Below are 15,980 nucleotides of genomic sequence, written 5' to 3' on the forward strand. Positions count from 1 at the left end.
CATAGGATAAACCAAGCATAACGGAAAATTGTTAAAATGCAAGTAGCACTCCGACGCTTCCAAGCGGAACAAAAACGGTATGTTTCAAGAGTCAGAAACTGGCTGCTTTGAACCTTCGTTCATCAGCCCACCCTAACCCTCCCCCGTTGCTTCGCAACAGGGGAGGGAACATGGTGGAACACATTGACACGCTCTCCTCATCCGACTACAATCTCGGCGTGAGGTCTTGATGCGTGACATTCTGGAAATCTTTTCATCGGCTACCCGCGAATGGTTTCGCGAAACGTTTGGCGCGCCAACACCGCCGCAATCCCAGGGTTGGGATTCCATCCAGCGCGGCGAGCATACCCTCATTCTCGCGCCCACCGGTTCCGGTAAAACACTTGCCGCATTTTTGTGGGGCATTGACGAACTATTCCAGAAACCAGGTTTCTTAAAGAAACCTGGTTTCTCTGGCGTTCATCTCCTTTACGTTTCTCCACTCAAAGCGTTGAACAACGACATCGAACGTAATTTGCGCCAACCCCTGGACGGCATTCGCGCAACCGCAGAACGTTTGAAAATAGATTTGCCCACCTTACGCGTGGCGGTTCGCACCGGCGACACGCCGCAGACCCAGCGCGCGGCGATGTGGAAACATCCGCCGCACATTCTCATCACAACTCCCGAATCGCTCTACTTGATGCTGACGAGTCCGCGCGCGCGCGAAATGTTTCGCACCACGCGCACCGTGATCGTGGATGAAATCCATACGCTGTGCGGCAACAAGCGCGGCGTCCACCTCGCGCTCAGTCTGGAACGGCTCGAACATCTCGCGACAGGTCGCGTTCAACGCATCGGATTATCCGCAACGATCAAACCACTCGACGAAGTTGCGCGTTTTCTCGGCGGACAAGAATCGGTGAACAGTGAACAGTCAGCAGTAAACGAACAGTCAACAGTCCAACATCCAACATCCAACCACCAACCTCGACCGGTCACGATTGTTGACGCGGGTTACCACAAGCCGCTCGATCTCCAAGTTGTCACCGTCGTCGAAGATTTTCGCGAACTGCCGGGCGAAACCGTTTGGCCCTCGGTCGTGCCGCATGTCTTGAACGACATTCGCCAACATCACACGACGCTCGTGTTTGCGAACAATCGCCGTTTGGCGGAACGCACCGCCGACCGATTGAACGCGCAACTCGATGCGGAACAACGCGAAGAAATTCCGCCGGGTTCGACTGAAGCGCTCGCGCCGGGTGGTCTGCCGCGTGATCGCGGCATCTTTGCGATTGGCGCGGAAGGTCCGATTCGCGCGCATCACGGTAGCATGTCGAAGGAAACGCGCCGGAAGTTGGAAGAAGATTTGAAAGCCGGACGACTGCCTGCGCTCGTCGGCACGAGTTCGCTCGAACTGGGCATTGACATTGGCGCGGTTGACCTGGTCGTCCAATTGCAATCGCCGAAGAGCGTGGCGCAAGGTCTGCAGCGCGTTGGTCGTTCGGGGCATCTCGTCGGACAGACGAGTGTGGGACGGATCTATGCGACGTTTCGTGAAGACCTGGTTGAAGCGGCGGCGATTGCGCGCGGCATGTTGGACGGCGATGTCGAACAGACACACACGCCGGAAAATCCGCTCGACGTGCTCGCGCAACAAATCGTCGCGATGGTCGCGTGCGAAACCTGGGATGTCTCTGCGCTGTACGATCGCGTGCGCGGCGCGTATCCGTACCGCAATCTGTCGCGCGAATCGTTTTACTCTGTGCTCGAAATGTTGTCGGGAAAATACGAACGCGTGCGGGCGCGCATATCCTGGGATCGCGTGAATGGTCGGCTCGCGGCATTGCCGGGTTCGCGTCTGCTGGCGATTACGAACTGCGGCACGATTGCCGACACTGGCGCGTTCGGCGTTTATCTTCCCGATGGCAAAACCAAGGTCGGCGAACTCGACGAAGAATTTATTTTCGAAACGCGTGTCGGCGACACGTTCCTGCTCGGCAGTCACACCTGGCGCGTCCGCGAGATCGCCGATGATCGAATCGTCGTCGAAGACGCCGCGGGCGCGACGCCGCGAATGCCGTTTTGGAACGGCGATTATCCCTGGCGACCGTACGAGCTGGGTGTTCGGATTGGCAAATTCCGGCGCGAGATTGCGGAGAAATTCGTAGGGGCGACGCATGCGTCGCCCCTACAGGAAATCGAAAAATGGCTCCGCGATGAATACACGCTCGACGAAAACTCGATTCGTAATCTCATCGCGCACGCGCAACGCCAACTCGATGCCATCGGCGTCATCGCATCTGATACGACGATTGTCGTCGAAAGTTTTCAAGACACGATTGGCGAACCGCGCCTGGTAATTCACTCGCCGTTCGGCGGGCGCGTGAATGGCGCGTGGGCGCTCGCGCTGATGAGCGCGTTGCGCGAACGCGCCGGTGTGCAGGTCGAGACGCAAACGAACGACGACGGCATTCTCTTTCGCTTTCCCAGCACGCGCGAACCGCCCGTTGACATCGTACAAAAACTCACGGCGGCAGACGCGCGCGAACGGATTTTGCGCGAACTTCCCAACTCGGCAGTCTTCGGCGCGCAATTTCGAATGAATGCCGGGCGCGCGTTGCTTTTGCCCAAAGCGCGCGGGCACAAGCGCACGCCATTTTGGTTGCAACGTCTCAAAGCCAAAGACCTCCTCGCGCTCGTAAGTCGCTACGAAAATTTTCCGATCATCGCGGAAACGTACCGCGATTGCCTGCGCGATGTTTTCGATCTACCGCATCTCGAAGAAATCTTGAACCAGATTCAAAATGGCGATATTCGAATCGTGCCAATTGAAACTATCGTTCCGTCGCCGGTCGCGTCCGAGTTGTTGTTCAACTTTATCAGCGTCTACATGTACGAATGGGACGCGCCGAAAGCGGAACGGCAGATGCAATCGCTCGCGCTCCGCCGCGAAACATTGGACGATGTGCTGGGCAGTGACGCGATGCGGAACCTGCTCAAGCCGGAAGCGATTGCGGAAACGCAGTCGCGCGAACAACATCTTTCACCGGAATTTCGGGCGCGCACCGCAGAAGAGCTCGCGCTGATTCTGCACGAGTTGGGCGATTTGACTGAAGACGAAATCATCGCGCGTAGCGCCGGCGATGCCAGCGCGTGGATCAACCAACTAGCCGAGCAGGGACGAATTGCGCGCGTGACGATTCGGAACGAATCGCGTTGGACGCCGGTCGAACTCATCCACGAGTATCAATCGCCCGACCATGAAAAAATTCTGCGCCGATTACTGACCAACTCGGCGGCGCTCACGCGGCGCGATATTTTGAATCGTTACGCGTTTCCGGAAACCTGGCTCGACGAAACTCTGGCGCGCCTCGTCGCGGCACGCGAGATCGCGCAGATGGGCGACGAATTCTGTGATCGTCGCAATCTCGAACAAATTCATCGCCGCACGCTGACGTTACTGCGAAAAGAAATCCAGCCGGTTTCGCTTTACGCCTACGCTGATTTTCTGACGCGGTGGCAACATTGCGATGCGCGATTGAGCGGCGCGCCAGGTCTGCGCCGAGTGATGGAGCAACTCCGCGGCATTGCGTCGTCGCGCGAGGTCTGGGAGCACGCGGCGTTGCCCGCGCGGCTCACCGATTTCGATCCCGCTGATCTCGACGCGCTGTGTCGGAGCGGCGACCTGGTGTGGGTCGCGCAAAAAAGCAGTGTCCGATTTTTCTTGCGCGGCGAAGGCGGATTGTTCATCAATGCGGCGGACATATCCGCGTTGAGCGAACCGGCGCAAAGGGTGTACGAGTTTCTCAAAGCGGAGGGCGCATCGTTTACGACAGATTTGGAAAACGCGCTGGGAGTAAAGGATGGTTCACGCGCGTTTGGGGAATTGGTCGCGGCGGGATTGATCACGAATGATTCGCTCGACGCTCTGCAATTGGCACAGCGAATCAATCCTCCGGGGGTCGCGCGTTCCGCCGACACCTCCGCGCTCGCGGCTGAACTTGCAACGCGTCTCGCAGATGTGCCGCGCCCGCTCACGCACAGTCGTTATCGCGATGCCAAGCGTCGCGTTGCCAAACGCTTGCGCGAACAATTGCCTATTGTAAACGTGGAAGGACGATGGTCTATCGTGCATCGCGCGACCATCCTGGGACAACCGCTGAACGATGAAGCGCGCGCGGCGAAACTCGCGCAGGTTTTGCTGTGGCGCTATGGCATTGTGACGCGGGATTGCATCGAGCATGAGGAAATCCAAACCGCGTGGGCGTTGCTCTATCTGCACTTGCAGCGCATGGAATTGCGGGGCGAGGTTCGTCGCGGCTATTTTGTCGAAGGTCTGGCAGGCGCGCAATTCGCCTTGCCCGACGCGGTCGAGAAATTACGCGGCGCGAGCCAAACTCCGAGCGATGCGCTGATCGTCCTCAACGCGACCGACCCAGGAAATGTGTTCGGCGCGCCGCGTTTGACGCGTGTGCCGTCAACCGACCTGGTGCTGTGGCGCGGTCAGCCGGTCATCATCGCGGAAAATAATGGCGAGGCGATCAACACGACGTCGGAGATTGAACCGTCGGTCATCGCGCGCGCGGTGGGCGTTTATCTCGCGCGGGTGGGCGCGTCGCGCCGCATGCTCGTCAAACAGTGGAACCAGGCGGATATTCTGACGAGTCCGGGCGAACCGATTCTCAAATCCCTGGGATTTTATCGCACGCCGAACGGAATGGAAAAATAGAGCGCCAAAAACCCGAAGGGTCTTGAGAGACTCTTCGGGTTTTCTATTTTGCGTTATCCGTTCGGCAATAGCATTACTTTCTTGACGTTCTCTGCTCCTTGTTCGATCAATTCAATGCCACGCTCGAAATCACGCAGGGGCAAACGATGCGAAATCAAATCGGCGACTCGGATGCGTTCGCTTTGCAACAACGCGACGGCTTGGAGGGAATTGCGTACCGAGGTGAAGGACGAAAGAATCGTCAGTCCTTTGCGAAAAATCGTAAACGCGTCGAGCGTGATTTTCGCGCCCTGGGGTGGAACTCCAAACAACAAAACCTTGCCCCCAGGTCGCGCGAATTCGAGCGCGCGACTCATCACCGGAATCGCGCCAGTCGCATCCACAACCGTGTCATAGTGGTCGCGTTCGAGTTGATCGAGATCGTCGAGACAAATACTTGCGCCGAGCGCACGCGCAAGTTCCAGTCGCGCGTGATTCTTGTCCACAATTAACACATGACTCGCACCGCGTAGATGCAACGCTTGAAGCAAAAGGCAACCGATGGGTCCCGCGCCCAGGAGCGCAACGCGATCCGCCATTTGCGGATTCAAGCGTTCGACGCCGTGAAGCACACACGACAGCGGTTCCATAAACGCGCCCTGCTCGAACGCGAGATCGCCGATGTCGAACGCGGCTTGTTCCGGCGCGACGACGTACTGCGCCATTCCCCCCGGCAAGGTCACGCCGACTGCGCGCCAGTTGAGACAAAAGTTTTGGCGATTGTTCAAGCAATTCGCGCAGTTGTCGCACGCGATATTCGGCTCGACGGCGACGCGGTCGCCTGGCTTGAAACGCGAAACGCCCGCGCCCACTTTTTCGATGACGCCGGCAAACTCGTGTCCTGGGATGACTGGATAAGCGCCGAGATACTCGCCGCGCAAAATGTGAATGTCCGTTCCGCAGATGCCGCTCGCCATCACCTTGACGAGAAGCGCGCGGTCTAACACATCTGGTATTGGGATGTTGACCAGTTCGGTCTGATTCGGGCGGAGAATTTTCAATGCTTGCATTTTTAGTTCACCACGCGGTATAGCCGCCGTCAATCACCAGATCGTGACCGGTCATGTAATCGGACGCCTCGGATGCGAGATAGACAATCGCGCCTTGCAGATCGGTCACTTGCCCAACGCGACCCTGGGGAATCATGCTCAACCACTCTTTGATCATCGGCGCGCGCTCTGGCGTTCCAATGAGCGGTGTGTAGATATAGCCCGGGCTGATGCAATTGACGTTGATGCCGTACTGCGCCCATTCCGCCGCGAGGCTGCGCGTCAAGTGAATGACCGCCGCTTTCGACGCGTTGTACGCGGCTTGCGGTTGCGGACGATTGACGATACTGCCGGACATGGAAGCCGTGCTGATGATCTTGCCAGACCTGCGCGGAATCATCACCTGGGCTTCTGCCTGCGCGCACAGGAACACGCCTTTCAAGTTGATGTCCATTAACCAGTCCCATTTTTCTTCCGGCATCTCCTCGCTCTTGACCCACTCGCCGACGCCGGCGTTGTTTACGCCAATGTCGAGCTTGCCCCACTCGCGCACAATCGTCTGCACCATGCTCGCCACATCCTCGCGCCGAGTCACATCAGCCATAATCGCGAGTGAGCGTCGTCCCAGTTGCCGGATTTCTTCCGCGACTTGATTTGCGGTTGTCGCGTTAACGTCCACGATTGCAACATTCGCGCCGGCTTCGGCAAGCGCGAGCGCGTACGCGCGACCGATACCTTGTCCGCCGCCAGTGATCAGCGCGGTCTTGCCATCCAAACGAAAGCGATCCAGGATTGACATTTTTCCTCCTCGAATATTGGACGCGGATTAACGCGGATAAACGCGGACAAGAAAATAATCTGCGTTTGTCCGCGTTTATCCGCGTCCCAAAAATCTTCTATTTGATGTTCCAGGGCACAGCCATACCCAGGAGATAGCCCGACAGCGTTTTGCCGTGCGCGTCAATCGCCAGCGATTTGGTGACGCCGCCGCGCAAGCTGTTGCGCACGAAAACGACGAGCGCGCCGATTTGCGGACAAGGAATGCACGTGATTTGTTCCGCCGGCATCTTGCCGAAATGATCGCCGACACGTTCGGGTGTGACGCCGGCGACAAGCGATTCGTAATCGCGCGCGTGGTATTGCACGACGACAAACATTCCATTGTTGCCCTTGTCGCCGAAACGACAGCGCGCAATCTCGCCAAGCAAAATGGTCTGCATCATTCGAGCACCTCGACGTTTGGTTCGATCAGGTCGCGCGGAACTAGCGTGGACATCAGGACGACCGTGTCGCGCACCGAGGTCTCGATGCCACCGCCGCCGGCGGGACCGTTCGTGTACAGCGATTCGATTTCTTTTTCCGCGCCGAACACGCGCGTATTCTTTTCGCGCGCCGAGTACGCCGACCACCCAGGATTGCCGGGCGCGGCGAAGCGAAACAACGCGTCGGTCATTTCGCTGGCGATGCGGCGCGTCCCAGGATCATCTTGCACGTACGGTACTTGAGCCGGGTCGGTCACACCCCAAACGAACGCCTCGTCCAAGCCGTGCGCCGCGCCGAGGTTCTCGCCGAACACCGGCGACTCGTACGCGAATTGGTACGCGAACGCGCGTCCGCCGCCCGCTTTCATTCCAGCGACCAAGACCTCGCCTTGCTCGATTGCCATTGACTACCTCCGTGGGAGCATCGCTTGCAACTCATTGTACCAGCATCGGCAACCGCGGACAAGTGGTGTTCGCGGTTGCCGGGTGGGAACAATCCGGATGTCCCCAATGAGCGAATCGGGGATTGCTTCGCCGCGACGCGGCTCGCAATGACAGAACCGGTTTATTTCGGCGGCGTGACGTTCATCAAGATTTGGTCTTGATTGATGCGCGGCTCATTGCCGATCACACCATTGCGAATTCCATACATCGGCGGACATGCACGCGCTCGCGCGGCTGTCCGACAAAAAGTGAGTATAATAGACATTATCGGGAATAAGGCATCTCTCGCCAAGCCGCCAAGAACGCCAAGTTTTTTCAATATGATTTTTTGCGCGCTTTGCGTCTTAGCGAGAGTCAAAAGTTGTTTCCGATAAAGTCTAATATGGCTGATAAAACACAACCGATCGTGATTGGCTCGGACCATTTTGGCTTGGCGCTCAAAAATATCTTGCGCGATTATCTGCCCGACCTGGGATATGTCGTGGATGACATGGGCGTCCAAGATACGACGCCGATTGATTATCCCGACATTGGCGCGAGCGTGGCGGAGATGATCGCACAAGGCAAGTACGCGCGCGGCGTGTTGATCTGCGGCACGGGCGCAGGTATGGCAATCGTCGCGAACAAGGTGCCAGGCGTGCGCGCCGTCGCGGTCACCGATCCCTACCTGGCAGAACGCGCGCGCGCCAGCAACAACGCACAGATTATCGCGTTTGGCAGTCAGGTCACAACGGCTGAGGTTGCGAAAAGGTTGCTCGACATTTGGCTGGCGAGTGAATTCCAGGGTGGACGGTCCGCGCCCAAGGTCGCCAAGATCGAACAGTTGGATGCCAAGTATCATAAAAGGTGAAAACAACATGATGCGTGTGGATGGATTCGTCTTTGACCTGGACGGCACGGTGTACTTGGGCGACCACGCGTTGCCCGGCGCGGTAGAAGCCATCGCGACCCTGCGCCAACGCGGCAAGCGCGCGATCTTTGTCAGCAACAAGCCGCTGGAGCCGCGCGACAGTTACGCGAGCAAATTAACGCGCCTGGGTATTCCCACCTCGCCGGCGGACATTATTACCTCAGCGTTCGTCCTCGGACATCACCTCGCCAAGACCATGCCTCACGTGCATTTGTACGTGATCGGCGAGCCAAGTTTGCGCGCCGAACTGCGCGGCTATGGATTGATCGTACTTGATGACCAAATGGAGCAAGACCCCAAGCAAGTCATCAACATCGAAGGCATTGACGCGGTCGTCGTCGCGTTTGATCGCACGTTGGACTATCGCAAACTCAACACTGCGTATCAGGCGCTCAAGCGCGGCGCGCATTTTTTTGCGACGAACGGCGACAAGGCATGTCCGATGCCGGGCGGCGACATTCCGGATGCCGGGGCAACTATCGCGGCGCTGGAACACATCACGGGACGCAAGATCGAGTTGCTCGCCGGCAAGCCATCGGGTTTGATCATGCAAACCGCGCTGGAGCAATTGCAGTTACCGCCTGATCGTTGTATGATGGTCGGCGACCGCTTGGAAACGGATATGCGGATGGGACAGGAAGCGGGTATGCTGACCGCCGCGACATTGACCGGCGTTTGCACGCGCGCAGACATCGCGCGCTTGGATCGCCAACCCGACCTGGTGATTGAGAACTTGCTCGAACTGACCACACTCGTCGAGTGAAAAGCGATGGGACGCGGACGAACGCGGATGGACGCAGATTTAATTTTTCGCGAAGCGTCCGCGTTTGTCCGCGTCCCATTTTCAGGAGACCTAATGACAAACGCGATACCCGTATACATTGGACGAAACGCGATTCAGGAACTCGTAAATTATTGTCGCGCGAATGGCTTGGAACGATTTACGTTGGTCACCGATCAAAACACGTACGCCGCGCTCGGCGCATCAGTCGAACGCGCGTTGCGCGATACGCATTTCGATGTCGCTACGATTGTCCTCGAAGGCGCGGAGGTCGTTGCCGACGCGCATTATTTGGTCCAAGTCCTGGTTCACACCGACCAACAGAATCGCACGTTTCTCGCGGTCGGCTCCGGCACCATCACCGACATTACGCGGTTCGTCAGTCATCGCACCAAATCGTCGTTTATCTCGCTGCCGACCGCGCCTTCGGTGGATGGATTCACATCCGTCGGCGCGCCGCTCGTTATCGGCGGATTGAAGCAGACGATTATTTGCCAGCCGCCCATCGCGGTCTTTGGCGATCTGGCGACGCTCTGCGCCGCGCCGCATCGCTTGATCGCGTCTGGCTTTGGCGACATGATCGGCAAATTGCTTTCGATTGCCGATTGGAAACTGGGTCACGTGTTGTGGGATGAGCGGTACGACGAGCAGATTCTGCAACGGTCGCGCCAAGCCGCACTCAACGTGGGCAACCACGCCGCCGCGATTGGGCAAGCGGATGAAGCGAGTGTATCGCTTTTGTTAGAGGGTTTGATCGAATCCGGGTTTTGTATTTTGGAATTTGGAAATTCCAACCCGGCTTCCGGCGCGGAGCATCACCTTTCGCATTTTTGGGAGATGCAATTGTTGTGGCAGAACAAGCCGGCGATTCTGCACGGCGAAAAAGTGGGCATCGGTTCGATCCTGGCAGCGCAGTGGTATGACGCGATTCGGCAAATGAGTCGTGAGCAAGTGGCGGCGCGATTGAGAACGGCGCAACTCCCAGACCGCGAAACGCAAATCCAAAATATCAAAACGATTTTCCCGCCGGTCGCGGATCAAATCATTCACGATCAACGCGCCTTTTTGGATCTCACCCAGGATACGTTTGAATCGCTGAAACAGCGCATTGTGGATCGGTGGGATGACGTTCAAGCCATCGCCGCGAACGTCCCACCTCCTCAGCAATTCGCGGATTGGTTGCGCCAAGCCGGCGCGCCTATCACCGGAAATGAACGCGGCTTAAGCGAGCGCGAGGTTGACCTGGCGAAAGAGTACAGCCATTACCTCCGCAATCGCTTCACGATCAACAAGCTGCGCCTCATCCTGGGTCTTGCATGAAAGTCTGCCGGTACAGCGCGCCGCAACGCGTGGAGATCGCCGACATGCCAAAGCCGATCATCGGCGCGGGCATGGAGCGCACGCGCATCGGCGAGTGGGGCGTCGCGTGGGTGCGCGGAACGGTGTTTATCGCTAAAGTTGTTTTGCGCCGGCGTAATCCCGACCCAATGAAATCGGTTTGAGCGCAGGATACAATTTTTCAAAGACGTCGCGATACAACGCCTCGTAGCGCGCGTGATTTTCCGCATTCACAGCATAGCGCGTCATTGGGCGATATGCGCGCGCGATGGCGGTTGCTTCGTCCGCGTACATGCCAATGCCAATGCCCGCGAGCAATGCCGCACCTTGCGCCGTAACGTCGGACACGACGAGCGTTTCAATCGGCGCGCCGATCACATCGGCTTTGAGTTGTTGCCACCACGTATTGCGCGTACCGCCACCCACCGCGCGTAATGCGCGCGCCGGAAATTTCCCCGCGCGCTGCATTTTCTCCAAGAGATGACGAATTCCAAACGTCAGACCTTCCATCGCTGCGCGAATCATATCGGCGCGCGAGTGATGCAAGCGCAAGCCCAGCCACGCGCCCCAAGCCGCGGGATCGCGCAAATAAGAGCCAGCGCCATCCAGGTACGGCTCGAACCACAAACCCTCCGCGCCGATGGGCGCGCGCGCGGCGTCGAGCATCAATTGGCTTACTGTCGTTGGCGCGTCATCGCCGGTGAGCACACGCGCGAGCCAATCCACCACCGCACCGCTCATCACGCCGCCAATCAGATAATAACGTTCGCGTGCTGTGTGACAGCCGCACGGCATTCCGCCCGTCGCCGCGAGATCGAGAATCGGTTGGTCGAGTGGGACGAGAATCGCTTCGACGGTGCCGGAGGAATCCAGGATCGTCCCAGGTTCGGTGACTCCGGCGGCAAGCGCCGCGCAGACGTGGTCGTGTCCACCGATGACGACCGGTGTGCCGGCAAGCAACCCAGTTTCGCGCGCGGCATCTGCCGTAATCGCGCCAACGATCTGCCCGCTCGGCAATGGTGGCGGGAGTAAATCAGCCGGCAAATTAGCGAGGCGCAACAACTCATCCGACCACGCGCGTCGCGAGACATCGAACAGCATCGTGCGACACGCCAACGCGTAACTCGTCGCCAGTTGCGCCGTCAAACGAAACGTGATCCAGTCGGCGATGCAAAGCCAGGTGTGCGCGCGCATAAACATTTGGGGCGCGTGCTCGCGATACCACAACAACTTGTTGACCGAATAAATGTGGCGGAACGACAGACCGGTGATGCGGTACATTTCCGTTTCTGAAATGCGCGTGCGCCACCAGTCCAGCCAGAGCATCGTGCGCGGATCGCGCCACGCGATGATCGGCGCGAGCGGTTGTCTGGCATCGTCGAGGAGAACGCCTGCTTCGCCAAAACTGGCAACGGCAATCCCTACGACTCGAAAATCCACGCCCGGTTTTGCGATGAGCGCGCGAATCAATTGCGCGCAAGTTTGCCACAACTCTTCCGCGTCGAATTCTTCACCGGGTTGGAGCGTGTTTGGTAAAGTAACAGTGTGGACCGGTGTGGGCGCAGAAACACTCGCCACTGGTTGACCATCTTCACCCATGGCGAGTGCTTTGCAATTTGTCGTACCTAAATCGAGACCCAGAACGACGTCCATCACTTGATCCAACGCGTGAGCGCGTCCATTCCCTTGCCGGCGTTCGCAGCCATTTGCGCCAACGCTTGTTCCGGCGTCGCGCCTTGATGCACGACCGCGTTCACCGCGAGCGCGGCGGCAAGCGGATCGCTATCGCCGGGGAACAAAATGTTGCGTCCGATCATCGCGCCGCGCACACTCGCGCCGGCGCACATTCCTTTTTCGAAATTGTGGAGCGTCGGCGCAATGTCGCCAGCGGATTCGCCGCCCAACATCAAGATGGGGAGTGTGGTCGCACCGGCGACCTGGTCGTATCGCTCGACGTACGGAATTTTCAGCCATGTGTGTTGCGACGATTCGCCGAGCGCGGCGCTGACATTGACGAGTTTGACGAGCAGTAGCACGCTGGCATTGCCTTTGTAATTGCCATCTATTTTTTCTTGCGGTAATGGTTCGACGAATGCAAACAAGCCGCGCCGATGCAATTCGGTCACCGCACGCGCACAATAATCAATCGTGAGCAACGTTCCCTCATCGTCGGGAATGAAGCGAAACATCATCTTGCCGCCATCGAGTCGCTCCGCCGCGATGGATTCCGGCGTGTACGCGCTAAAGCGGTCATTCACTTCGCCAACCACGCCGGCGATACCCCCGCGTTGCATACAACCGAGCATGACACGTTCGTCAAGGAAGGATGGACCACCACCGCGTTGAACCAGGTAATCCACGATGAATAAATCTTCGATCAAATCCGGCGGCGCCATCACACCATCGAGCGACGGATCGGTGATGATGCGTAACGCGCGTCCCAGGTACTCTTGGCGATTGCCCATGATCAATGGATCGTTGCCAGAGTGCGTGACACCACGTTGCGGATGATCGCACGCGAGAATCACGAGCTTGCCATCGCGGGTGAGGCGCGCGCGTTTGCGGCGCGCGGCGGCTTGCTCCGAAATCACCTCAGGATGATTGACGCGGATTTCGGTGATCGCATCCAAGATGCGGCGCGGCAGCAAGTCGTTGATGTTGAAACGAAACGAGTTTGACATTTGGCTTCCCCTAAAATTTGTAGTCGCGTACCAGATCGGCTAACCGATTCGCGGTAGATTCATCGGGTACGTTTTGCGCTTTGTAGAACACGCCACCAAACAATTGATGCTTTGCCAGCGCGTCGGCGAATCGTTCAAATTCCACTTTGACAATGAGCGGTAAATCGCCCGTGCGTGGCTTGATGCTCGGCAAAAGATCGAAGGAGCGTGGATATCCTTCATCGTCGAGTAGCGCCAGCGCCTTGAGACCTTTGACGGTACAGACTGCATCAATCAAATGCCGACCATTGCCGTGAATGTGAGTTACGCCGCCGTCGAATTGCGCGAGCATGTTTTCGGCGTTCGCGCGTCCCCATGTTTCAAAGTACTTGACGGACGTGAGATGGAACGGATCAACGCTTTCAGATACAATTCGACCGGGCAGCCATTGCGCGAAATTACTGCACGTGCCACCGGCGAGCAACGGAACGCGCGCGAAGAATGCGCGCTGAACGTTGACGTTGATCTCGAACGCGCGCGCGATGGCTTGCGCGATCCAGTCGGGACGATCAATCAGCGCGAGATACGTCTGCGTTGCGCCGACAAGCTCGTACACAAAATTGAGTCCGTCAATCAAAATGAAATGGCTGACGCCGAATTTGCCGCGCGCCGTGTCGGCAAAGATGTCGAGTTGTTTGACGTAGCGATGAAACCAGGAATGGTTCGAATCGAATGCCACCCGCTCCAGTTCTGCCCAATCGTGCAAGATCGGCGCGACCATCGAGGAGACCCAGCCCTTAGCCGGGTCGAATAAAAAGCGCGGCGCACCGCCGACCAACGCGCCGTACAATCCCTGGTCCATTTCGCTCAAGTACGCGCTCGGTATCGAATCGTCATGAATCGTCGCGCGTTCACGCAAATACGCATCCCAGAAATGGGCGCGTGCTTGTGGATCGGGATACGCGTCAAAACCAGACGCGTGTTGCGCGGCGTACTCGACCAGGACGGCGCTTGGTGTTTGGAACGAAGCCAGGACAAGGTCTTGCGCGCGCTGGTCGTACAATCGGCGTAATCGTTTCAACGTTTCCGTTTCGCGCGGACAGTAACTCAGCATCACGCGGCTGTTCCCGGCGTTGGCGGCGTCGCGGTGTTCTGATCCGTGATGATCGCGTAATCGGGATGCCCTTGCAACAACGTCACTGGATAATCCACGTCCTCGTCGCCCATCAACGCGATACGGAGCACGGCGCGTTGCCACGCGCCGCCCTGGCAGTACAACCGAATCCGACGCGCGGCGAGAATATCGCGCAGCCCCAGGGTCACTGCCATCGGCGGCAGCGCGGCGGGATTGCCGCCGGTCGAACGCGCGCTGTTCATCACGACGGTTTCCGGCTCGAGTTGAACGAGGCGCGTCAACGAGTTGCGAAATTCAGCCGGCGTCAGTTTGAACCAACGCGAAATCGGCGGCTCGTTGAATGCAACGTGTCCGTGATAGCCCACGCCGCCATAGCACGTGTCAACGCCACCCACTTGCGCGATGCGTGCGCTGATGTGATCGAGATTCAGGGGATCGGGGAACAGCGTTTGCTCCGGCGGTATTCGCAATCCTGGGTCGAGTTGATCGAACAGCAACTCTCCCATCGCGCGTTGAAAACTGAGCGGGTGGTCGCGCGGGATCGCGCGACCTTGCCAGTCGCAGTATTCGTCCATGTTGAACGTAAAAACATTTTTCCAGCTGATGCGTTCTGCATTACACATGCGCGCGAGTATCGGATACTGATCCACGGGACCGACGGGCAGAATCAAGCGCGTCGGTTTGCCGGCGCGATTGTTCGCGTTGATCTCGTCGGCGACCGAACGCGCAAAATGATGAAACAATGCCGGCAAGTCCGGCATAATCTCCAATTTCACTTTGCTCGCGGCAGGTAATTCTCCCGGCGCGAGCGTGAGAAAATGGCGGAGGGTGTTCATAGTCAGCGCCCTTTCATTTTTGAAGTTGTTGCAGAATGCTGAAGGGTGGCAACTGGGCGGCGGTCGCGGTGACTGTCGCGCTAACGTTCGGATGCAATTGCACGAGCGAACCTGGGAACGTTGGCGTCACCGGACCGAAGAGCGCGCGCCGCAAAACGCCGGCATGCCACGACCGCATAAAGGTCAGGTGGATTTTTTTCGCGCTCAACAATTCCTTCATCCCAACCGTGCATGCTTTCGGCGGAATAATTTCGAGATTGCCGCCCGTGCCGCCCATCGCCATTTGTGCGATATCGGCGTCACTCAGTTCGATGACGCGTACCGACATGTTTTTGAATGTTTCGAGATCAACGCTCGGCGGTTGCGGCAAATTGAACGCGAAATGTCCGTTGATGCCCATGCCGCCGTAAACAATATCTACGCCGCCGCATTTTTGAATCGTGCGCTGCACGAGACCCAGGTCGTCGGGATTCGGCAGGATAAGTTGATCGGGCGGCAATTGCTTGTCGCGATCCAAACGATCCAGTAAATCGTGTTGATAGAACGCGCGAAAACTTGCGGGATGGTCGAACGGAATTGGTTTGTCGTTCGCGTCGCAGTACTCATCCATCGAAATGATGACGAGCGATTCGCAACTGACGCCTTCCCGATTGCACAATTCGGCGAACGCGGCATAGTCGAGCGGACCCACCGGCAGAATTGCCGTGGTCATTTTGCCTTGGGCGCGATTCGCTTTGATCAGATCAACCAACTCGCGCGCGACGACGCGACACAAATCGTCGTGGGTCTCGACAAACGCAAAGGGAATTTTACTGTGCTGATTAAACTCGTTCGCTGGAATCGCGTTATAGTCCAACATCCCATCCATCTCCTTG

At 57.8% G+C, this 15,980-nt stretch carries 15 protein-coding genes; 6 read left to right on the plus strand and 9 right to left on the minus strand.

Annotated elements, in window-relative coordinates; genetic code table 11:
* The first annotated feature begins 229 nt into the window (after window positions 1-229).
* On the plus strand, window positions 230-4,711 hold the full coding sequence (locus HY868_26675) for a DEAD/DEAH box helicase (protein MBI5305741.1): 4,482 nt from the start codon (window positions 230-232) through the stop codon (window positions 4,709-4,711).
* Between the two features lie 53 nt (window positions 4,712-4,764).
* Here the strand turns inward: HY868_26675 and HY868_26680 are convergent, their stop codons facing one another.
* The 4 genes from HY868_26680 to HY868_26695 all read right to left on the minus strand — a co-directional run bounded on the left by HY868_26680 (window position 4,765) and on the right by HY868_26695 (window position 7,405).
* A complete protein-coding gene (locus HY868_26680; protein MBI5305742.1) occupies window positions 4,765-5,760 on the minus strand; it encodes a zinc-dependent alcohol dehydrogenase family protein in 996 nt (331 codons plus the stop codon).
* Window positions 5,761-5,767: 7 nt separating this feature from the next.
* Window positions 5,768-6,538, minus strand: coding sequence for an SDR family oxidoreductase (locus HY868_26685; GenBank protein ID MBI5305743.1), 771 nt, complete (start codon window positions 6,536-6,538; stop codon window positions 5,768-5,770).
* 97 nt (window positions 6,539-6,635) lie between these two features.
* Window positions 6,636-6,962: a hypothetical protein gene (locus HY868_26690; GenBank protein ID MBI5305744.1), complete on the minus strand. Its 327-nt coding sequence runs from the start codon at window positions 6,960-6,962 to the stop codon at window positions 6,636-6,638.
* Entirely contained in the window at window positions 6,959-7,405 is a 447-nt protein-coding gene (locus HY868_26695) for a hypothetical protein (protein ID MBI5305745.1), read from the minus strand. The genes HY868_26690 and HY868_26695 overlap by 4 nt, the downstream gene beginning before the upstream one ends.
* Window positions 7,406-7,429: 24 nt before the next feature.
* Between HY868_26695 and HY868_26700 the strand changes: the two genes are divergently transcribed.
* From HY868_26700 to HY868_26720, 5 genes are all read left to right on the plus strand, one after another.
* Window positions 7,430-7,606 (plus strand): hypothetical protein, encoded by a 177-nt coding sequence (locus tag HY868_26700; GenBank protein MBI5305746.1) that lies wholly within the window; start codon window positions 7,430-7,432, stop codon window positions 7,604-7,606.
* A gap of 221 nt (window positions 7,607-7,827) precedes the next feature.
* Window positions 7,828-8,295, plus strand: coding sequence for an RpiB/LacA/LacB family sugar-phosphate isomerase (locus HY868_26705; GenBank protein ID MBI5305747.1), 468 nt, complete (start codon window positions 7,828-7,830; stop codon window positions 8,293-8,295).
* Window positions 8,296-8,305: 10 nt separating this feature from the next.
* Complete coding sequence (locus tag HY868_26710; protein MBI5305748.1) at window positions 8,306-9,118, plus strand: HAD-IIA family hydrolase; 813 nt, start codon at window positions 8,306-8,308, stop codon at window positions 9,116-9,118.
* Between the two features lie 93 nt (window positions 9,119-9,211).
* Window positions 9,212-10,456: a sn-glycerol-1-phosphate dehydrogenase gene (locus HY868_26715; protein MBI5305749.1), complete on the plus strand. Its 1,245-nt coding sequence runs from the start codon at window positions 9,212-9,214 to the stop codon at window positions 10,454-10,456.
* 44 nt (window positions 10,457-10,500) lie between these two features.
* The gene (locus tag HY868_26720) at window positions 10,501-10,638 is read left to right on the plus strand and encodes a hypothetical protein (GenBank protein ID MBI5305750.1); all 138 of its coding nucleotides are present in this window, start codon (window positions 10,501-10,503) and stop codon (window positions 10,636-10,638) included.
* Here HY868_26720 and HY868_26725 read toward each other — a convergent pair.
* The 5 genes from HY868_26725 to HY868_26745 are packed head-to-tail and all read right to left on the minus strand — an operon-like array spanning window position 10,589 to window position 15,964.
* The gene (locus HY868_26725; protein MBI5305751.1) at window positions 10,589-12,127 is read right to left on the minus strand and encodes a carbohydrate kinase; all 1,539 of its coding nucleotides are present in this window, start codon (window positions 12,125-12,127) and stop codon (window positions 10,589-10,591) included. The two genes, HY868_26720 and HY868_26725, sit on opposite strands and share 50 nt — an antisense overlap.
* Entirely contained in the window at window positions 12,127-13,155 is a 1,029-nt protein-coding gene (locus tag HY868_26730; protein MBI5305752.1) for a hypothetical protein, read from the minus strand. The genes HY868_26725 and HY868_26730 overlap by 1 nt, the downstream gene beginning before the upstream one ends.
* Before the next feature lie 10 nt (window positions 13,156-13,165).
* Window positions 13,166-14,251 carry a hypothetical protein gene (locus HY868_26735; GenBank protein ID MBI5305753.1) on the minus strand — a complete coding sequence of 362 codons (1,086 nt, stop codon included), beginning with the start codon at window positions 14,249-14,251 and terminating at the stop codon, window positions 13,166-13,168.
* Complete coding sequence (locus tag HY868_26740; GenBank protein ID MBI5305754.1) at window positions 14,248-15,105, minus strand: 6-phosphogluconolactonase; 858 nt, start codon at window positions 15,103-15,105, stop codon at window positions 14,248-14,250. Before HY868_26740 ends, HY868_26735 begins: the two co-directional genes overlap by 4 nt.
* Before the next feature lie 13 nt (window positions 15,106-15,118).
* Window positions 15,119-15,964, minus strand: coding sequence for a hypothetical protein (locus HY868_26745; GenBank protein ID MBI5305755.1), 846 nt, complete (start codon window positions 15,962-15,964; stop codon window positions 15,119-15,121).
* Window positions 15,965-15,980: the final 16 nt, after the last annotated feature.

The sequence above is a fragment of the Chloroflexota bacterium genome (assembly GCA_016219275.1).
Classification (GTDB): domain Bacteria; phylum Chloroflexota; class Anaerolineae; order UBA4142; family UBA4142; genus JACRBM01.